Source organism: Singulisphaera sp. GP187 (assembly GCF_900129635.1).
Classification (GTDB): Bacteria; Planctomycetota; Planctomycetia; order Isosphaerales; family Isosphaeraceae; genus Singulisphaera.
The window spans coordinates 263,869-283,421 of sequence record NZ_FSRB01000001.1 but is presented as its reverse complement, the minus strand read 5'-3'; the positions used below and the strand labels follow the sequence as shown (position 1 = coordinate 283,421).

Below are 19,553 nucleotides of genomic sequence, written 5' to 3'. Positions count from 1 at the left end.
CCATGGAGACGACACATGGCACGCAAACGCTATGACCTTGCCTTCCACATCGACAGTTCCCGCGCTGTGGATGCGGGCAAGCGGGTGGTGCGCATCCTCGAGAATGCCGAAGCCGCAGCCAAGCGGGCAGGCACCGCGATGGAGGCCGCCTACAACCGCGCCGCAACCGCGGCCAACCATGCTGCAACCGCGATGGCCAACGCCGCCAACCGAATGCCAGTGGGCGGCGGTGTGGGGGGAGGAAGTGGGTCAGGTGGTCGACGGGGCGGAGGAGGAGGAGGCGCGAACTCAGCGGAGGATCGCTACCTCAAGGCAGATTACGATCGAAGGGTTCGCTACGAGGCACGCAAACAGCAGATGGCCGATAACGCGGCCTCGGCGGCAGCGCGACAAGCCACGGCGCAGGCCGACCAACTCTCGGCCATCGAGGATCGGTTCGCCCAGCGCGACTATACCAGGCGGGGAGTCTATGAGCGGCGCCAGGTGGCTCAAAAGGAGCGGACCAACCGCCAGCTCTCGGCGATCGAGGATCGATATCTCCGGGACGAGTACCGCAAGCGTGTGGCGTACCAGGCCCAGGTACAGCGGGCCTCAGAACGGGCCGCAGCGGCCACCGCGGCCCGGAACGAGCGGATCCTGATGAGTGGGGTTGCCGTGGCCTCGACGGCCGCCCTGGCTGGCCTACGTGTCCTCCATGAGACCTACGACAAGATCCACGCCGACGCCGAACGGGCAGCGGAGGCAAGCTTCGCCAATCGGCGAAACCTTCTCACCGAGAGCGTGCTGAAGGGTGCAGAAAGAACGACCAACAAGGAATTGCTCGAGTCGTTTCGGTTTCGGGCGGAGACCGGTTTGGGGGAATTCGACGCCACCGAGTTCACCCGCCAGTACCTCGGTTCGGTGCCCATTGCCCGCCAGAAGGGAAACATCACGCCCCAAGTCGAAGCCGACCTGATGAAGCAAGCGGGGATCATGGCTGCGCGACAGGGAGGGAGCGCCTCGACGCGCGGCGAACTTGCGGGGTTGCTCGGACAGTTTGGCAAGGTCGATTCGGCGGCGGCCGGCCTCTCGCAACTCGAGGCGATCCGCATCGCGCTCATGGAAGGTCGGGGCGATGACACGCCACTCACCAAGCAACTCCTGGCATCGGCCGGAGCAATGGTCAGCCAGGGGGGAATCGTCGGTAGCCTGCCTGAGCAAGCCGCGCTAATCGGCGTCACCTCGCTTTCCGGTGGTCCTGGCCGGGCCGGAACCAGAGCGGAGCAGCTCTCGCGAGCACTCAGGGGTGGCATCGGTGACAGTGGGACGCGAGGGAATTATCTCCGGGGGCTCAAAGTCGAGGAAAATGACAACCTGGAGACCTTGCTCGACAAAATTGTCCCCGACCTGCGCAACGCACGTGGCCAAGGACGAAATCTCGACACTTATTTGAAGGAAAATAAGTTCGGCAATCAGGCCGAACGCCGAGCGCTGCTCGAAGTGGAACAGGTCTACGACCAGTTGAAAGAGCGATTCAAAGCTGCGCGTGAGGCGGGAGCAAACGCCGAACCGGCTAACCAGCGATTTCTCGCCTCACCGGAGGGCCGGGCCGCAGTGGGCGATGCGCTGAACAAGGCGGCCGAGCAAACCCGAGGTATCCGTGGCGAACGAATGGCCGCTTACATGCGAGAGGCCGCCGCCAGTCCCGAGTTCCAGATGAGCGAGAATTCACCTGGCGCGTCGATCGGCGACCGGATTGCGGGTTACCTGTCAGGCGAATTCTCTGATCCAGTCCAATACGGCCGAACGACGCGTTTGCAGGGGATCGCCGGCCGGATCCAGAGACAGCGTGCGCTCGATGTGGGGGTAAGCGAGGAGCAACTCACCGATGCCCGGCACAAGTCCTATCGAGCCGGAGGCGACTTCATGGAGGAAAATTTCAACCTGGTAGATCAGCTCATCTCCCAGAAGGGGGGTAACCTCTCGGCAAACATTACGCCAGTCATGGATCGCCTGGCCAAAGCCCTCGAAGAGAACAACCGACTGGTCAAGGAGAATAACGCCCGCATGGGCCCGCCACCGCCAATTGCCGCAGCCGCGCCGCGTCAGCTCGGGCCGCGTCCGTAGGCAGTGTCAACGTCAACGTGTGAGAGACTGATTCCAGGCTGGTGGCCTGGAGCGCCCTGAGCCGACCAAAGTTGCCCATTCGACTCACCGGGGAGAAGTCCGGTCTCGGCTGCAGTGGTCGCCGAGGGCCGGCGATCGAGCTGTGGTGATGCGCCGCGCATCGCCTCCAATGACCAGATTCTGCCGCGTCGTGCTCGGGAACTTCGAGGCCGCAGCCTCACGGTGCCGGAGATCGCCGCGGCCTTGGGAGTCAGCCGACGAACAGCCTTCCGATATCTGGCCGACCCTACCCGGGAGAACGGCCAACCTAATCGACATGTTATTTGTGATTGCGCTTGCGTTTATAACAATTATCGATTGGATCTCGGGCCGCATCACCAGAGCCTCACGCGCGCCTCCGGGGGCAGGTAAAGTCCTTGATCCAGGGTGACGCCAAAGGCATCGTACCAGGCGTCGATGTTCCGCACCACGCTGTTCACTCGATACTTTGCCGGAGGACGATATCCAGTTTTAATAATATAACGTATAGCATCTTCGGGCGCGATATAGCGCCATGTCTGACCCCAGGAGAGAAAGAACCGCTGGTCGCCGGACAAGCCGTCGAGCACCGGCGCCGAGCCGCCGTGATGATCGCGCAGGTAGAGCCGATAGGCGCGGTAGGCGATCGACACGCCCGTGAGGTCACTGATGTTCTCGCCCAGGGTCTGTTTGCCGTTCAGATGGAGCCCTTCGATCGGAGCGAACGCACTGTATTGCCCGACAAGCGCAGCGGTGCGGTCCTTGAAATGCTTGCTGGAGTAATCCGTCCACCAGTTGCGCATACGACCCTGGCCGTCGAAGAGCGCCCCCTGGTCGTCAAATCCGTGGCCCATCTCGTGCCCGATGATCGCGCCGATCGAGCCGAAATTGACCGCGGGGTCGGCATACGGATCGAAGAACGAAGGCTGGAGAAGTGCCGCCGGCAGCTCGATGGCATTCAGCAACACGCTGAAGCTGGCGTCTATCGTCTGGGGGGTCTGGTACCATGACGAGTCCAAGTTGCGATCCCGCTGGCTCAGTCGTGAACGTTGACGGGACCAGTCGGCTTCGCGAATGCGTCGGGCGCTGCCGACGAGATCATCCCGCTTGATGGAGATGGTCGAATAGTCTCGCCAAACTTTCGGATAGCCGATCTTGAATCGGAACGCCGCGAGTTTGGCCTGCGCCTCGGCGCGGGTCTTGTCGTCCATCCAGTCCACCTCGGCCAACCGTTCGGCGAAGGCTCGGCGGAGATAGTCGAATAACTCCGAGGCCCTCGCCAGGCTCTCCTGGGGGAAATAGCGCTCGACATAGAGCTTGCCGACCAGCTCGCCGAGACTGCTGTTGACGAACTGGAGGGCCCGAAGCTCGCGCGGTCGCTGATCCTTGGCACCCCTCAGACGCCGTTCGTAGAAGTCGAAGCTCGCCGTCTGAAACGCGGAAGGCAGAAGGTCGACCTGATTCCGAATCCAGTGAAACGCGAGGTAAGACGACCACACATCCACCGGGGTCGCGCCGAAGATCTCCGCCTGTGCCTTGACGGCTGTATCGGTCCCCAACACGACTTCCTTGACATCGCCGACCTGCCTGGCGGCGAGGAAAGCGTCCCAGGGGAAGGCCGGAGCATAGGCCGCCAATTCTCCGCGAGTCATCAAGTGGTAATTGGCCTTTCGATCGCGGAGTTGCTCCAGGTTCCACTGCCGAGCGGCGAGCTTCGTCTCCAGGGCCAGGATGTCCGAGGCGCGTCTCGCCGGATTGTCGATCCCCGCGCGTTGCAGGGTCTCCGCGACGTAGGCCACGTAGGCGGCACGATGGCCGGGGATGGGGCCGTCCATGCGCTCGTAAAAGTCCCTGGGCAGGCCGAGCAGGTCTTGCCCAGGATTGACCTGGTCGAGATGAAGCAGCCAACGCGTCGTATGGCCGGCATCTGGGTAGACGTTGATCATCACAAGGGAGCTTGAGCGGGGATCGGCCATCCAGCGGCCCGCCTCTTCGTGGGTCCGAATCGCCAGGATCCGGTTCAGCTCGGCTTGGATCGGCGAAAGTCCCAGTTCCTCGATACGGGCCGTATCGAGAAAGGCGGCGTACAGGTCGCCGATCTGCTGTCTCGGATCGCCCGGGGGGGCAGCAGCCTTGCGGGCTTCGCGAATGAGGGAATGGATACGCGGTTCGTTCTTCCGAATCAGTTCGTCGAAGCCGCCGAAGTCCCAGGAATCCGGCGGCACCTTCGTGGACTTGATCCACCCTTCATTGACGTAGGTGAAGAAGTCGTCGCCGGGACGAACGCTCCGGCTGAGATGCTGTATCGCGACGCCCCAGTTGCCGAAAGCTGGCTTGTGGACGGTCACGGCTTCCGTGGCGGGGCGGCCCGACGGATCGGGGGCACTGTCCTGCGCCGAGCTGGGGCGTTCGACCTGACTGGCCATGAGCATAACGCACGCGCAGCCCAGAAGAGAGGCTTTCATTGGAGATCCTCACGTGGTGAAAATCGTGACAGAGTTTCATCGCGCAACGTCTCGGGCACCCAATACCCGGACGGCGGAAAGCGGCAATCGGAACTCGCGACTTGCCATCAGTGGCGGGCCGCCTCAGCTTGGACCGGAGAACCTACGGGCCTACGGATCGGCACGCTTACGGGCACAGGGGTCGGTGAACTCACGGGCCTGTGGACGGGCACGCTTATGGGCACAGGGATCGGTACACTCACGGAGAATCCGGCGGTTGTCCGCTTGAGGCGAGCCCCTTTGGTTCTCTCGACGTGCGCGCCGGTCGGGTCGATGGCCAAGCGGAAAGCCGTCTCCTTGTCCCATGGCAGCGCGTCGCCGCCTGGCGTCGCCGGGCACCCGGGGGCGACGAGCAGAAAGAACAGGCCGATCAGGAGAGCCGCGGCGCGGCCCGGCCGGGAGAGCCGATGGCATCTCGGCTCGTCGAGGATCATCGCCACTCGGCTCTTGAGGACGGGCAGTCGCCCCGCGCCGCCGGTTGCCGGGATGAGAATCGGACGAGCCTCCGACAAGAACTCGACTGTCTTCAACAACGCCTTGGCATACGCCAGTGCCGCCTCGGGCAGCAACCACACGACCCAGGAGTCGCAGCAGTACTCCTCGGCGCGGCCGATCTCGCGGCGTGCCCACCACACCACGGGGTGCCACCAGAAGAGGCCGATCGCCGTCAGCTCCAGTAAGCGGACCCAGTTGTCGTGTCGCCGAAGGTGGGCCAGCTCATGAGCGAGGAGCGTGTCTCGCTCCTCGGGCTCCAGGCATCGGAGCAGATCGGCCGGCAAGACCAAGCGCACCGCCCGGCGGATGCCCCACAGCGAGGGCGAGATGGGCAACGGGGTGACATAGACCCTCGGGCATAGGCTCACACCCAGACGGCCGGATAACTCCTGGGCACGCCCCTGCAATTCCGGAGGCGCCGGCAGCGCATGTCGAAGGAAGCGCCGGAAGCGCCGGATCCGAAGCGCCGCCATGACGAACCAGAAGACCGAACCCGTCAGCCAGACCGACGCGACCCAGGTCACCCAGGAGGCGACGGCCGCCGGTTCCGCCGCCACGGGTGCGGGGTAATCCCGGCTCTCCCGCGGCTGTCGACCTCTACCCCCGGAGCGATCACCGGGTGTCGCGGCCGACGGGCGACTGTCGCGGGTTCGGCCGGTGAGGCCGAGTCGCTCGCGGGACGACGGATCGCTCGGAGCTGCCCCCGCTCCGAGCCCGATGGATGGCGGGGTCGCGGGCGGCATCGGGAATAATAGCAGCGGCGGTGTGATGAGCTTGAGCAGGACCAGGAGCCAGAGGCAATGGCTCAGGGCTGGGCGCCGGCAAACCCCGCCCACGACCCCGGCAACGACGCCGATCGCCGTGGCCATCACGGCATTCGTCAGGGCGATCTCGAGTAGCCATCTCATGCCCGGCCCCTCCTCTCGGTTTCGCTACTCTTGGCCTTGCCCTTCCGATCGAGCTCGTCCAGGAGCGCACGGACCTCGCGCCGCTCGCGGGCATTGAGGTAACTCGCGCGAACGAGGTTAGTGAGCAGCGGAACCAACGATCCCCCGCAGAGTCGGTCGGCCGTGGCACGGAGCCGGCGCGCGATGAGCTCTTCCCGGTCGATTGTGGCGCGGTAGAGATGGGGCCTCACGGCGCGATCGCAGCCGATGCACTCCTTGGCCTCGAGCCGATCCAGGAGCTTCTGCACCGTGGCGCACTGCGCACCGCTTCCGGGGTCGTACAGGGCGTTGGCAAGCTGACGGACGGTGAGCGGCCCCGCTTTCCACAGCGCCTCGAGGACAGCCAGCTCGGCGTCGGCCACAACCTCATCGCGTCGACCCATCGCGTCGCTCCACTCGATCCAAGACTGTTTGTCTTAGACAGAATAAGACTGTTTGTCTTGGTTGTCAAAGGCCGTGCTCTCGGGGAGCACGAAAGGCCACCGCTCCGCTTGGCTCGAGATCAAAGCGTCGACGTGCGTCGCAAGGGAAAGATGGTGGGTCGATGGACCCCGAGTGAGTCGAGGCCCCACACGTACGCCCGCGTCCGATCCGACAAGATGTGCGAAGACCTCGGCGGAGACAAGCTCCACCCGCTCGTCCTGGTTACGGCTCGCCAAAGCGAGTGTCGACCGGCGAGCAGGTTTCCAAATCGAAGGTGACCGGCGCCCACTCCTTTGTTGGCCGGTCACTCGAACCGTTGCCGGCGCAGCGGCCGTTGCGCCGGTTTTCTGTTCCATTGCTACTCACGGGCCGCCACAATTCCTCGGCCGCGTCGCCCAATCGCTGGAATAGGCGATTCCGGCAGATCCGACGTCCTTGTAGCTCCCGCTCCGGCCCCTTGAGCTCCCCCAAACGCGTGGATGGTGAGACACCAGACCTGGACGGGGCCCGGTCTCGATCGACGGGGCGACACTTTCGGTGGCTGTCATGTAGATCAGATCGCTGCCGGTTTCCTCGTAGACGGCCCACGGCAAGCCGACGCCCCGTCGCGCCTCGTCGGCCCAGAATTTGGTGGTCGTGGGCGATGCCGTATTCTCCGCGAAGGCCGCCACGACGCTGGGGCTGGCCCGGAGCCACGCGATCATCGCGGCGGGCAGGTCGGGGGCTGAACTCATGTTCGTTCCTCGCAGGAGACCACGAAGGCTGCCCCCCGTCCCGCCTGGTCGGCGTTGCCGTGGACGAAAAGGTGGTGGTTCACGCCGACGTCATCGGCCCAGACGATCTTGTCGTCGGCGACGAGGGAATAGTTGTCGCGGAACAAAACGTTCCACCGAGTTTTCTGGATCAGTCGGGCCGTGTCGTTGTCCAGGAACCGCTCGGGTTCGGCGGGCTGGACCGAGCAGGGAACGTCGGTGGCGAAGGCCGCGCCGTAGGAGTTGGCGTCGACGCCCGCGTCCTCGTTTTGGGTCGGGGAGAAGCGAAAGAGCGCGACGCGGTTCGGAAGGCTGCGAGCGGAAGGGGAACGCACACTTAAACGCTCCAGTCTTTGTAGTAGCCAAGCACGCTCGTCGCCCAGTCCGGGAGGCTCGTCATGGCGTCCTTGGCCGTCCATGAATACTTGTCGGCGGTCTCGCTCTTGAGCGAGGGATCGCCATCGAGTCGGGCAAAGATCCCCTTGACGACCTCCGCGCAAACCTGCTGCAAGTTCTCGGGGATCGTGGCCCACCCGGCCTGATACGTGACCTGGTACTGACCCGAGCACCCACTTCCGCCATCGCCTCCGGCGCCCTCCCATGAGGCTCCGGAGGGGGCGCCGAACGCAGCGCCGAAGCCATTTCCTCCCCAGCCGTGGCACCGCAGGATTCCGGTGGCACGGTCGATGTCGTAGCGGGTTGCCGACGTCGTGAACAGGTCGAGCACCGCCCCATTGCCGAGGGCGTTCTTGGGCTCGCGAACCCCCACGAGACTCGCCGAGGGGTAGCACTCATAGCTCGACTGAATCCGAGCGTTCCAGCCGGCGCCGAGGGTGTTGATCGCCGTGGCCAGAGCTCCCAGCGTGACGTACGAGGTGAAGCTGAGCGTGGTCCTGGTCGTGACCCCGCTCGCGGTTCGGCTCAGGCTCAGGCCGGTGTAGGCGAGGTCGAGATACTCGACGTCGCCGGTCAGAGTGAACGCGACGCTCGCAAACTGGTTCGTGGCCGGGTCGGAGTTGGTGACCGTCAAAACGGACGATCGTCCCGTCGTGACGCTCGCGACCGACTGCACCGGGAAGGCGGACAGTTTGGCCGAGTCGGATTCGCCCCGGTCCTGCCGACCCCCCTCGGGCGTCACGATCTCGGTGTAGGTCGCGAGGCCGAACTTCCGGCTGCAATACCGGATGATCTCACGCGAGGCGGCGGTAATCAGGTTTCCCAGGATCGCGGCTTGCGCCGTGGTGAGCGTGACACCGCCAGCCAACAGGACGTTGGTCGCGTCGGGGACGGTGATCAGATCAACCGGATCGGGGTTCGTAATCGGTGTCGGGACTGCGGGCATGGGCGCTTAGCTCACACTGAGGTCGATGACGAGCAGTTCATAGCCGTCCGCCTTGAACGTGATCTTGTAGTCTTCCGGGTCGAGGTCGATGTTGTTGGCCCAGGCGCCGGTGTCGAGAGTGAGGGTCTGCCCCCGGATCGTGGCCGCGTTCGGGTTGGACGCGTACTCCGATGCGAGGTAGGCGCGCACCAAGGCCCCCCCGATCCCCTGCCCACCGACCGTTTGGTAGCTGAGGTTGCCGGCGGTCGGATAGTCCTGATTCACCGTGACCGAGCCGGTGCCGATGGGGCCGTAACCGTTGGGCGCGGGACTGGGCAGGTCGGCGACCGTGATTCCGTCCGTGACCTTGGAGGTTCCCCCGAACGTGGTCCCGTCCCAGTAGCCGTCGCCTTGACCGATCGCTACGTCGCCCAGTGCTGCGGAACCGCCGGCCCGGAGGTAAATCGACCACGAGTAGTTGCCCGGCGGTGAGGCGGTCGGGAACTGGCAGACGTAGCGGCCGCTGCCGGCGGGCGTCTCCGTGACAAGGGTCGCATAGGTGGCCCAATCCGCATTAACGAATGCGACGTAGGCGGTGCCATTCCAAACGCCGCCGCCACCTTCAATCTGGGCGTAGAGATTTGCGCCCGTGGGATGGCGGAGACGAAGGGTTGTGTCGGACATCGAGTTTCGCCTTAATTGATGGACAGGAGATTTTTCACGTCACGACATCGTTGATCGTGACGTGAAAAATCATGAGTGTTCGTTCGTATTTGCCTGATCGATCGGCTCGAGTCGCATCGTCTTGAGATTGACGAGGAAGCGTGAGCCGATGTCCACGGGATCGAGTCCGAACCGCGAGGCAAGATCCTCGAACAGCTTCATCTCCGCGGCCTGGATCGTAGCCAGCCTGAGCCGGAGTTCGTTCTGCGCCACTTCTCGCTCATACCCGGCGCGCAACAGTGCCGTGCGATCGTGATCAGTGAGGATCATCGGTTTCGCGGCCGTGACCGGGATGGTTGCTGTTTCCTTCGGCTTGCTCATTTGTGTACCTTTGAATTTACTGGGATCGTGGAGGTCTCACTCACTCGGAGACGTGCTCGAGAGGGATGCCGTCGCCGGCAACCCCGCGCGGGAACCAGAGGGACGACGTTTCCCCAAGCTCAATCTGATCGCCGAGCTGGAAACGTGCAGGGACAGGGCCGAACCAAAGTGAACGAATCGTGATGGCGGCGCCCTCGCGAGTCCCCGGCTCGCTGATGACGAGGCGGGTTTGATCACCTTGAACGGCGATCCCTTGGACGATCATGAGCGGCATGCTTTGTCCTTATGCTCAGTTGTTCGCAACGACGTACCAGTTGCTCACCCCGTCGGACTGGATCGTCGCATACTTCCACTGGCTCGCCAGAGCGTAGGTTGCCGCCCCGTCGATGAGGTCGGCTCCCGCCCTGGTCAGTGTGACCGCGTTGGCGGACGCGTCGGTCTTCTTGACCGTGAAGAGCCGTCCCGCGGGGACCGCGTTGGCCGCGGGCAGGGTGACCGCAAACGCACCGCCGGTCGCGTTCCCAAGGATCGTGCTGTCGGAGGTCGTCAACGTGTAGGCGGTCGTCTTGGCGGTCGCATTGATGCCCGAGGCGAACCCCCCTGACACCTTGAAACTGTACCCGCTGGGGGTCCAAGTCCTCGGGTCGTTTCCGCCCGCGCTCATCAGTTCCACGAGCCCCGTCGTCCCCGTCGTTGGAGTGTACCGCAAGCCGCAATGGCCCACCCCGTTGCCGGCGAGCAGGATCCCGGTCGGTCCGACCCCACCAACCGACAAGCACTGACCCGACGCGCCGGCCGCGAATATCGAGGTTTGCCCGTAGATCCCCACCGACGCATTGGGGCTGTCGAGATTGAGATAGAGGTTGTTCGTGCTCGACCCGGCCGACCCGGCGTTGATCACCAGGAAGTTGTCTGTGCCACCGGTTCCCGAGCGAATTCGCGGGCCTGCCCCCGACCCATAAGCCCCGTAGTACACGCTGTTGGGAAACACCGTGCCGCGACCGTCGGAGTCAATTTCGACACGATCTGAACTATTGAGGCCGATGAGCCGGAAAACGCCGATCCCGTTCGATTCGATCGCGGCCAGATAGCCGGGATTCATCACGATATTTTGGGTCAATTTGGCGAGCGGAACGCCGAGACCGACCTTGTTATCGTTCTGGAACCGGAACTCGCCCGTCCCGACACCGAGGAACGCGTGAAAGATGTTGTTGCCGGTAACAATCGTCTGCAGTGACGAGGCCGCGCCTGCACTTGCGGTTCCGGTCCAGTAAGCCCCGGTCATCGTGAGGCCGACGGAATTTCGCGTCGGATTCCCGACGGTCGCATCCTGGACCGAGTACAACCGGAAAAACTGCCCGGCGTTGAGACCGATTACGACATCGGAGGCGGTCCCGACCACGGAGAGTGGGCCGTTCGTTCCCTGGTTCCTGATGGCGACACTGCCGCTGTTGTCGCCGCTGACCGATTGTACAGAAAGAAGAGGGAAAGATGCGTCTCGCCCATACCAAACCGCCGTCCCGAGGCGATGCTCGGTATAGAACAGGTGGGTATTTTGATCCATGTAGTAGATGATCGGTCGATAGTTGGAGGTCCCATCAAACGATAGATAATTGTAGTGAGCCTCCCAGAGGCCACCAGGCGGGAATCCATTAACGAACCGGCTTTCCTCGTTCCAGGTCATCGAGGGTTGGCCGGGGCCGTTGTCGCCGGGGAGGACCCCACGCGCACGCAGTCGGGGATGGGGGAGCCGGCGAAGACCGTGGGAGCCCAAGTCTCGGTCCAGACCGACGGCGAATCGGGATGGACGATCTTTCTCGCGGCTTGGTATCCGCTCGATACGGTGCTGGTCAAACACCCGTTGCGATAACTCAAGGAGGGGTCGTAAAGCGGAATCGCGCCCGGGCCTCGGGACACAGGGAGGGAGCCGGGAGTACTGGAAGCGAGCGCGACATCACTTATGTTGACGGTGGCGATAGGCATGCGATTGACCCTCGGGATTGGCGTGTCTTCGCGCGAATGAAATCAAGTCGTTCGATCTCTGGATGTAGCGGCTCGCCGGGCGCCCCTTGTTCAGGCCGCACGCGGGCGCGCTCGAGGTAGCCCTCGAGGTCGTTTAAGGCCACCCGATAAGTCCTACCGATCTTCAGGGCCGGACGATTGCGGCGAGAGACTTCCAGAGCGTACGCGCAATCTCACAGACCTTGAGGTGGGGGGTCATTGGGTGCCCCCCTGCGTCAGGAGACGATCGTCAGACGCCGCGAGGACCCGCTGGGGCTTTCGGTAGCGGAACCTCCATCCCAGGCGGTCTAGCTCGGCCTGCGCTTCTGAGGCGCGTTGGAAGTCGCAACGATCCCGTGCGATAAGCAGCTCGGCAAACCACGCGATCGGCGAATCAGCATATTGATCTGGCGGTCTATCAGTCTGAGATGATTTGGTCATGGACCCGATCCCCGGGCCACCGTCGTAAGTGAGGCGGCTCCGGACTATCGGGGGGGCTGGGGTGTGCGTGGTGTGCGTTAACTCGCTCAGACCCTAGTAAAATCGAGACAAAAAAAATTTGCGTGGGGTCCAAACGTGGGGTGTGGGGTCTACTCGCCAATCTCAACGACCCCATCGATTGTGCCGGTTCGGCGGTCGATCGTCGCGCGATGGGGGAGACGGTCGGTTTGCCCCAACTTGGCGATGGCGGCCACTATCTCAGGCCATCTCTTTCCAATATTCTTCCGGTCGACTCCGGCCCGCTCGCATGCGGCCTTGACTGAGACAGGCTTCCCTGCAGATACCAGCTCATAGGCCGCTGCCAACGCCCGGGTGCCAGTCTTGGCCGGGGCCACAGTCTTGCCTACCCCCACTTCACGTTTGCGGATCTGGTGTACTTTGGGCAGGAGTTTGTCCTGGGCCACTCCCTCCAAGACGTTCGTTGCGGCTCTCAATACAGCAGCAGCATCGGCAGCAACCTGCTCCCCACGCTCCTGGAGGGTCCTTTCGAACTCGTCTCTTTCCTTTTTGAGGATATAGCGGAGGAGCCCGATCTCCATCTGATCAGCGATGGGGTCAGCGATTGAGGACTCGCCGCCCAGTGAGAAATCCGCTTCCTGGAGATCCCGAGCGATCGATTGCAACTTAGCACGAGATTCGGACTCGGACATGGAGGCCCATGGCGGTTCTGGAGCAAGATGTCCTGCGAGTAGCGTCCACGAAATCCCATAAAAAGTCGTCAGTGTATTCCAGTAAGGCTGCGGATTTTCAACTCCCCACCCTGAGTCCTGGTGCGCTTCCAACTCGAGCATGTGCTCGATCGTTTCAACACGATGGACGATCCACCGCCAGATTCGTGGGGCCGTAGTGAGATCGTGGCCCATTCGAGGATCGAACCCACGGAAGATCCAGTGCCGAGCCTCACACGCCGCCATCGCCTGCTTGTAATCAGCGTAGCCATAGTTGCGAGGAGCAACCGGTTCACCCGTCCAATCGGCCACGAGTTCGGCCACACGGGCCCGCTCCTTGGCCTGGTTCCATTGGCGCTCGATGGCTTCACGCTCGGCCATGTATGCACTGATCGATCCGGTCGAATTGCTCAAGCTTACTCCCCCCCACAAGGTAGCTGGGCCGGATCCGGCGGGACGTCGCGGGCAGGGGGCCGCGCCGGAGCCACCGGATCCCGGAGGTCATGACTCCTGCGTTTGCCCGAGCTTCATACCATGATACGCATGTCCATGAAGGAAGCAACTCAGCCGGTCAACCGAGCGGCTGCGGCGGTTATCTGGGTCCATCCCTTGGCTTCCAGTGCGACCTTGAATCGCTGGCCAAGGCGTTGAACGGGGGTGAGCTCATCGGAAGGTATCATCAATTCTCGGCGTCTCGCGGACCGTCTAGCAGTGACGCCCAATAGGTGACAGCTCGTCCGATCGGCTCGCTATTTTCCGTCTCGAAGCGCCCTCGCGTCTGGCAGTAATAGGCGACCACCGAATGAAGGTCGCCAAAGTTCGGCCAGACGAGTACAGGGTCGCTGAGTCCGTCCTCTGCGTAGGGCATCCGGTTCTTTACGCTCATCCAGATTGGTCGGCCGTCAGGCATTGGGGGCCTCCTTTGGCACTTCCGGGAGCACACACCAGTGGCTCACCTCGAAGGGGAGCGTGTTGCCGGCTGACGTCCATACCCCGTCCTCATACTTGGCGACAAGGCGGATCGGATGGCCCTCGCTGTCGTCGCCGCAGTACACGAGGTACGGGCCGGGGTGAGTGGGTGGCATGGAAATGGGAGTCCAGTTCATGAAGGGGTCTCCGTAGGCGTCGCGGGAAGTGGTATCCAAAATCTCACTTTGCCTCACGGGCCGCCTCCTCATCTTACCCCTCGTCCGAGCATCCCCAATACCCTGGCCTGCTCAATAGCCCGGTGCCACGCCTCAGCCTGAGTTGCCCCATCGGCCCTGATGAGGTTCTCCCCGTTGTAGCCAGAGACGACCCAGACCCTCTCGCCCGACTCGCCCACGAACGCAGCATCCCCGATCGACCAGCCGGCCCGCTTCAAGGCGATGATGGCCTCGGCGACGTCTTCAGTGGTCATGGCAGGATTTCCTTGCTCGGAATAAACCTCCACCCACTACCCTCGCTGACGACCCGCACCGTCCCGTCGAGATCCGTGCGTTTAAACGGGATCCCCTTCGTTTCGAGCAGGTCGAGGACCTGCGGGCTTGGGTGGCCATAGGAGTTCCCCGCCCCGCACGAGATGACGGCGAGCTTGGGATTGACCAGTTCCAGCCAGAATCCATCGGTGCCATTGCGACTCCCGTGATGGGCCAGCTTGAGGACATCACAATTGCGGGCCAGAGTCGGGCATGTTCCCGCCCAGAAGTTACGTTCCGCCTCTTGCGAGTCACCAATGAGGAGCATCGACGATGCTCCGTGTTCGACGCGGAGGCCGACGCTATTGTTGTTCTCCTCCGAGGAGTCCACCGGCGGCATCGGAAGCACGGTCAAGAGAACCGAACCAGCCTCAATCTTCCGAGACTTTCCAGTGGCAAAGACGACCACGCTCCCCTCGGCTTCGATCAGCTCGAGCAATGCGAGGTAGGCACGGGTCGTGTGGGGCGAATCGGTCAGGAGGATCGTCTTGGGATGGAATTCGCGGATCACGTCGTCCATTCCGCCATAGTGGTCGATGTGATGGTGTGTGATGATCGCGAGATCGATCCCCGTGATGTCCCGCTCGCGCAGCAGCTTTATGATGCCTTTCGAGGGGCCGGCATCGACGAGTACCGTCTTGCCCTCGGGCGAGCGAATCAGGATGGCGTCGCCCTGGCCGACGTCGAGGAAATCGACGGTGGCAACGGAAAGTGAAGGAGCCGCGGCTTCGGTTGGGATTCTTGCCGGGACCGAGGCCTGCCGAGGCGGTAGCTCCGGACGACGCACTCGCTCCGAGCGCAATAGGAATACGATCCCCGCAAGGCAAGCCATGCCTGCGAGCAGGAGGGCGGCGAGGAGGAGGACGAGCCGCTTCATAGTTTCAGGTCCCCGCCCGGATCCCGTTTCTTGAGCTCAGTCTGGACGACTTTCGTCTCGGCCTGAAGTTGGCTGGTTGCCTCGGTATCCCGCTCGATGGCGAACGTGAGCACATCCCCTGCCCTCGTACCTTTTGGCAGCAGGTCGACGGGAAAGTTGATCTGCCGGCCGCGATCATCGACCAGAACGGCCAGATCCACTTCGATGCGATCGATGGAGAGGCGGAGTGGCATAAGGCCGTCATCCTGAATACTGTTTCGCCGACTCGTACCACCTTAGGTTCGAGCACGGCGATTGGGTTCAGGATACCTGCCCTGGTTGGGAACACCAGGACATAGCGTCTCACATGGCCTTGCCGTAGCAGCCGGCCAGAAATAACGCTAAGGAACTGGGCGTGTTGAGTCCCAGCGTGCTTCCACCGGGCATGGGCTCTGCGACAAGCACGGCCCATAAGGGCTTCCGATACGCGCCAGGCCACTTTGGACTTGCCCAGTCTCGTCCAGGACGACGACTCGGTAGATCACCCAGAGCCAGCGCACACTTTTATGACGACTTGGCAATCTGTAAGGCCTTGCGCCCGTCCATCTAACCTGATACACCCTCCACCGTGTCGTGAACGAGACTCGGTGACCGTAGAGCGGCGATGGCGAACGAACTCAGCAAGCGGGACGAGCTGGTGGCAGACTTCTCCGCCCTGGAGGATCCTCGATCCCCTATCAATCGCCGTCGTCCCTTGCCTAGCGTCCTGGTCCTCGCCGTCCTCGCCGGCGCCGCCGGACCCATCGCCTCGACTCAGGACAACTCCCCTCGCAAGCGGGCCAGGTCGGCGCAGCCCTGTTATTCGCGGACCTTGAGGTGCGGAACGCGAGCCAGATCGACATGTTCGCGGACTATCGCGATCCAATCTTCGAAGGGCGCCTCGACCCCTGGTGCGTTGAGGACGACGAAGGCCACCTCCCTTCAGAGGTCGCTCCGACTTTGGCAACATACGATCCTGACCATCCTTTGAAACGCCTTGTGGCCGATCCAGTGTTCACCGTCGAGAAGCGTCGCGGGCAAGCCTTCGAGGAACCTGTCTCGCGCATGGGACCGGTTCCCCAGGCGGGGATCATGGCCTTGCTCTCTCAGTTGGACCGGACGCCGCCGATCTTTTAGCTCAGACACTAGCCCGAGAGGTCCTCGACGTTGTCCCACTGCTCGGCCCGATCACAGGAGCACTGATCCAAGCGAATCGATTCGTCGCCACCAACCCCTCCTTTTTGGGTTGCTAATCCAAATGTCTCGCTACTACGAACGATGTTTCACGACCGTGAGGAGTATTGAAGGGCATGCGAAGCTCACCCGGAGGGCGGTCGGGAGCAATACGATCCCAATGAATTACCTGCTGTGTTACAAGTGTGTCGAATCTTTAAGCAACTGGGTGTTGGAGCCTTGCAAACAGTAGAATTATGCGTGACCTACGGTGGGCGAGCTTCGCAGGCGAGTGGTTGAAGACGAGGAAAGGGAGCGAGATGCCTCGAGAAAGGTAGAGATGGAAAGGCGAGTCGCGAGAACGAGACCGAGCCCGGATCGCAAACCGAGATCGATGCTTGGGCCCAAGTAGTGGCAACCGAGTCGCTTCTTTTTTGGGTTGCATCTCGGCCAGACGGACGATCGGGACCGCATCTACATCGAGCGGCATGACGACGGCCGGATGTCGTTCGATCGTTCTCGCTCCCGCTGTGGCGGTACTGGCCGCGTCCGCGACGCAGAACTCGAGTGGCCAGTCACTGGACGTTGGGATACCAATCGGCGACCCCGGTGGTCTCGGGAATCGGCAGCTTCCTAACTTATCGGTTCCATCTCAGGGATGAGGAATGGAACACGACTATCGGGAAGGATGCGAAGGTCTGGGCTTCGTTCGACTTTGACAGGCTGTATAAGGGCCGACATCGATAGTGGTCTGGAAAAAGCGGGTTGGCAAGACGAGATCGAAATTTTCATTATTGATGATGCAACGGCAACGCCACACCCTAGAGTGCGGCGTTTTTGTCGATTTCAACAAGCATCCAACTTTGTTGCAACACCAGAAGACAGCGGGAGAGCGGGGACGAATTTTTTATTGGTCGTCTTTGCGGTCCAACTGGCGCATCTTGTCATGAATGAGATCTCGGAGGCTTTTCGGTGCAGGCGTGTGCTCATTCCTGACGGCTTTAGTGTTTTTTGCGATCGGGTGTGTGAGAGACTCGATCGTTGCCCGCAAGCCCTGCGCCCGAGCCTTGCGTGCGGCCTCGTTATCAAGGGCCATGACCATACTCCAAAAAAGTGTCCGGGACCTCGGCTCGCCGAACGAGCCGAGGAGGTATTGGAATTCTACACGCAAAGGCAATTCCCAACCATCACGTTGCGAGCATTTAGCTCGCAGAAAAAACACTGGAGACTAACGGCGACGACGGGGTGGACCTACGGGGTTAGGTGACGACGATGGACTCGAGAGGTTGGGCGCTTGGCGACGCCGTGGAGGTGCCGCCTCGGACCTTCCTGTTTCCTCGGAAACCCCCAACTTAGGTTTAGCCAGTAAGCCCTCGATCTGATCGCGCCATTGCCTTGCCTTGGCGCTGCTCCCACTGGCGACTAGGACGGACGAGGGTCTGGCCGCCATCAAGGCGGGTGCCTGCCCGCGGGCGAGCGACGGACCCGCTAGTCTGTTTGTGAGCTCATCAACTTGGGATCGCAAGGACCGCGTCTTGCCGGTCAATTGCCCTAGTTCGCGGAACTCGGACTCGTCGCCGTCGAACCAAGTCTCCTGAAACCAAATGTCCGTAACCGGTTCATGCCAGCTCAGGTAGCCGCCGCGGAGGACGTCACGCGGCGACACAATCGCGCCCGTGAACGAGTACCGCACGCCAGGAGCCTTAACCGGGTCGAAGTAGGAGGGCGTGTAGAAGTCCGAGACCAGGACGCCGTTGACTGGATAGCCGAATTCGGATGCCTCGCTCGGGTCGCTAACTTCGACCAGGAATTCGACACGACCCTGGTCGGGATCGGGGGAGTCGCCCGCAACCAGCCGATTACCGAACGGATCCACTAGCATCTCAAGTGCCTCGTGGCTGGCCGTGAGTGACCAATCTTTACCGGCTGTGATTAGCGCGAAGGGTTGCCCCTGGTCGTCTTGGTGGACGCCTGCTGCCCCATCGAGGCCGATGTCGTCCTTAACAATCATCGGCCAATAACCTAGCGGCACGTCATCCAAATTGTCGAATGCGTCGACTGTTGCCTCAACCTCCCAAATGGGACCCAGGTCCCGTGTCGCCTGCTTCTGCAGGGCGGCACTGACCCGCGCCAACTCCTTAAAATTCACTCTGTTCGTCTCCGATACCAAAGCTAGCTGTCGTAAGATCGTGCTCATCCTTCACCCTCTTCTTGTGGGGGCACTCACTCGCGAATTCGCTTGCGGCGCCTGCCACGGTGCAGACTTGTCGCCCCAGTCTACGCAGACAGTCCCGCCTGCCTGAATACTCGGATTGTAACCGATTGCGACAGAAGTATCGCGAATCCAGCAATGGCTTGCAATCAGCTTAAGTCAATTAATCGTGAAAATCCGCAAAACAGGTGAATGCTTCGCACATCTGCCCAACACCAGACGTTTTCGGTTAAGTTGCGAGTACTTCGAGCCATCCCGCGATTCTTATTGCAACGAGCATTCATGCTTTACATTGCATTATCTCACTCTTGGGATAGTTGATTTTTTCGGAAGGCAGAAAAAGACAACGCCGCACCCCAAAATGCGGCGTTCTGCGTTAGCGGATGGGATCATTTATCCGACGCCGGCAAACTGATCCCATCCGCTACGAATCAGTTGTCCGTAGCGGTTTCGAATTGTGATCCGCATTGCTGGTACGTGATCGCGGCTTCGCCAATCCGGATGAACTTTCGATTCCGGCAGACCCATTCCCCCTCGAGTTTGACCTTGCAGACCTCGAGACGGAAGAGTTGCACCGGCCCCTTGCGACTTGGTATCAATCCCGCCAGCCAGGCGATGCCGGTGACTTGCCCGTGAGTGTCGAGTCCCCCATCAATGGAGCTTCTTCACCCAGGATCGAGCCGTCGCGCGGCCCATTATTGCTTTAAAACGGACCGGCTGGTATGAAAGGTTCAGCCTCATCCGTCATGGCGAACCACCGAGTAGATGCTCGCCGTGTACGTCACGACCTTGCCTGGCGGCCAAGGGCCAGCCACGGGTTTCGTGAAACGTGCTCGGGTCACGCTGATCCTGCCCTCGTTCAAGAGTGCCTTGAGGCTCCGGTCAACGTGCCCGACGCTCACCCGCCCGTCGAGCGATTGCCAGATGTCAGCGCGGGGGATGGGGCCTCGCTCCGCGAGGAAGGCGAGCACGACGGCCTTGTATGCCTCGAGCTGCTCGGGACTGGCGTTCCCCCAGTATCGCACGATGAACCTCG

At 62.1% G+C, this 19,553-nt stretch carries 20 protein-coding genes; 2 read left to right on the top strand and 18 right to left on the bottom strand.

All coding sequences use genetic code 11. The features are described from left to right. The first annotated feature begins 15 nt into the window (after positions 1 to 15). Positions 16 to 2,106, top strand: coding sequence for a hypothetical protein (locus BUS42_RS01175; protein ID WP_074304615.1), 2,091 nt, complete (start codon positions 16 to 18; stop codon positions 2,104 to 2,106). A 374-nt stretch (positions 2,107 to 2,480) separates the two neighbouring features. Here BUS42_RS01175 and BUS42_RS01170 read toward each other — a convergent pair whose 3' ends face one another. The 16 genes from BUS42_RS01170 to BUS42_RS01080 all read right to left on the bottom strand — a co-directional run bounded on the left by BUS42_RS01170 (position 2,481) and on the right by BUS42_RS01080 (position 15,347). After that, on the bottom strand, positions 2,481 to 4,589 hold the full coding sequence (locus tag BUS42_RS01170; RefSeq protein WP_074304614.1) for a M13 family metallopeptidase: 2,109 nt from the start codon (positions 4,587 to 4,589) through the stop codon (positions 2,481 to 2,483). 107 nt (positions 4,590 to 4,696) lie between these two features. Further along, on the bottom strand, positions 4,697 to 6,031 hold the full coding sequence (locus BUS42_RS01165; RefSeq protein WP_074304613.1) for a M56 family metallopeptidase: 1,335 nt from the start codon (positions 6,029 to 6,031) through the stop codon (positions 4,697 to 4,699). Continuing rightward, positions 6,028 to 6,453, bottom strand: a complete 426-nt coding sequence (locus tag BUS42_RS01160; RefSeq protein ID WP_074304612.1) for a BlaI/MecI/CopY family transcriptional regulator — start codon at positions 6,451 to 6,453, stop codon at positions 6,028 to 6,030. Before BUS42_RS01160 ends, BUS42_RS01165 begins: the two co-directional genes overlap by 4 nt. Positions 6,454 to 6,855: 402 nt before the next feature. Further along, positions 6,856 to 7,227: a hypothetical protein gene (locus BUS42_RS01150; protein ID WP_074304610.1), complete on the bottom strand. Its 372-nt coding sequence runs from the start codon at positions 7,225 to 7,227 to the stop codon at positions 6,856 to 6,858. Further along, the gene (locus BUS42_RS01145) at positions 7,224 to 7,580 is read right to left on the bottom strand and encodes a hypothetical protein (protein ID WP_074304609.1); all 357 of its coding nucleotides are present in this window, start codon (positions 7,578 to 7,580) and stop codon (positions 7,224 to 7,226) included. Before BUS42_RS01145 ends, BUS42_RS01150 begins: the two co-directional genes overlap by 4 nt. A 2-nt stretch (positions 7,581 to 7,582) precedes the next feature. After that, positions 7,583 to 8,587, bottom strand: a complete 1,005-nt coding sequence (locus BUS42_RS01140) for a hypothetical protein (RefSeq protein ID WP_074304608.1) — start codon at positions 8,585 to 8,587, stop codon at positions 7,583 to 7,585. 6 nt (positions 8,588 to 8,593) lie between these two features. Then, entirely contained in the window at positions 8,594 to 9,250 is a 657-nt protein-coding gene (locus BUS42_RS01135; RefSeq protein WP_074304607.1) for a hypothetical protein, read from the bottom strand. Positions 9,251 to 9,319: 69 nt separating this feature from the next. After that, positions 9,320 to 9,610 carry a hypothetical protein gene (locus BUS42_RS01130; protein WP_074304606.1) on the bottom strand — a complete coding sequence of 97 codons (291 nt, stop codon included), beginning with the start codon at positions 9,608 to 9,610 and terminating at the stop codon, positions 9,320 to 9,322. Positions 9,611 to 9,650: 40 nt separating this feature from the next. After that, positions 9,651 to 9,884 (bottom strand): hypothetical protein, encoded by a 234-nt coding sequence (locus BUS42_RS01125; RefSeq protein WP_074304605.1) that lies wholly within the window; start codon positions 9,882 to 9,884, stop codon positions 9,651 to 9,653. Between the two features lie 15 nt (positions 9,885 to 9,899). Beyond that, the gene (locus BUS42_RS01120) at positions 9,900 to 11,384 is read right to left on the bottom strand and encodes a hypothetical protein (RefSeq protein ID WP_143206208.1); all 1,485 of its coding nucleotides are present in this window, start codon (positions 11,382 to 11,384) and stop codon (positions 9,900 to 9,902) included. 817 nt (positions 11,385 to 12,201) lie between these two features. Further along, positions 12,202 to 13,194, bottom strand: coding sequence for a hypothetical protein (locus BUS42_RS01105; protein WP_143206207.1), 993 nt, complete (start codon positions 13,192 to 13,194; stop codon positions 12,202 to 12,204). A gap of 265 nt (positions 13,195 to 13,459) precedes the next feature. Beyond that, on the bottom strand, positions 13,460 to 13,690 hold the full coding sequence (locus BUS42_RS01100) for a DUF551 domain-containing protein (protein WP_074304600.1): 231 nt from the start codon (positions 13,688 to 13,690) through the stop codon (positions 13,460 to 13,462). Next, complete coding sequence (locus tag BUS42_RS01095; RefSeq protein ID WP_143206206.1) at positions 13,683 to 13,886, bottom strand: hypothetical protein; 204 nt, start codon at positions 13,884 to 13,886, stop codon at positions 13,683 to 13,685. The genes BUS42_RS01100 and BUS42_RS01095 overlap by 8 nt, the downstream gene beginning before the upstream one ends. 68 nt (positions 13,887 to 13,954) lie before the next feature. Further along, positions 13,955 to 14,179 carry a hypothetical protein gene (locus BUS42_RS43435; RefSeq protein ID WP_159452148.1) on the bottom strand — a complete coding sequence of 75 codons (225 nt, stop codon included), beginning with the start codon at positions 14,177 to 14,179 and terminating at the stop codon, positions 13,955 to 13,957. Next, positions 14,176 to 15,114 carry a ComEC/Rec2 family competence protein gene (locus tag BUS42_RS01085; RefSeq protein WP_083670016.1) on the bottom strand — a complete coding sequence of 313 codons (939 nt, stop codon included), beginning with the start codon at positions 15,112 to 15,114 and terminating at the stop codon, positions 14,176 to 14,178. The genes BUS42_RS43435 and BUS42_RS01085 overlap by 4 nt, the downstream gene beginning before the upstream one ends. Then, the gene (locus tag BUS42_RS01080; RefSeq protein WP_074304598.1) at positions 15,111 to 15,347 is read right to left on the bottom strand and encodes a DUF3006 domain-containing protein; all 237 of its coding nucleotides are present in this window, start codon (positions 15,345 to 15,347) and stop codon (positions 15,111 to 15,113) included. Before BUS42_RS01080 ends, BUS42_RS01085 begins: the two co-directional genes overlap by 4 nt. A gap of 622 nt (positions 15,348 to 15,969) precedes the next feature. Between BUS42_RS01080 and BUS42_RS01075 the strand changes: the two genes are divergently transcribed. Beyond that, positions 15,970 to 16,269 (top strand): hypothetical protein, encoded by a 300-nt coding sequence (locus BUS42_RS01075; protein WP_143206205.1) that lies wholly within the window; start codon positions 15,970 to 15,972, stop codon positions 16,267 to 16,269. A gap of 1,264 nt (positions 16,270 to 17,533) precedes the next feature. Here the strand turns inward: BUS42_RS01075 and BUS42_RS01065 are convergent. Both BUS42_RS01065 and BUS42_RS01060 read right to left on the bottom strand, forming a co-directional pair. Beyond that, the gene (locus BUS42_RS01065) at positions 17,534 to 18,502 is read right to left on the bottom strand and encodes a hypothetical protein (protein ID WP_074304595.1); all 969 of its coding nucleotides are present in this window, start codon (positions 18,500 to 18,502) and stop codon (positions 17,534 to 17,536) included. 752 nt (positions 18,503 to 19,254) lie between these two features. Continuing rightward, a complete protein-coding gene (locus BUS42_RS01060) occupies positions 19,255 to 19,542 on the bottom strand; it encodes a hypothetical protein (protein ID WP_074304594.1) in 288 nt (95 codons plus the stop codon). Positions 19,543 to 19,553 lie beyond the last annotated feature (11 nt).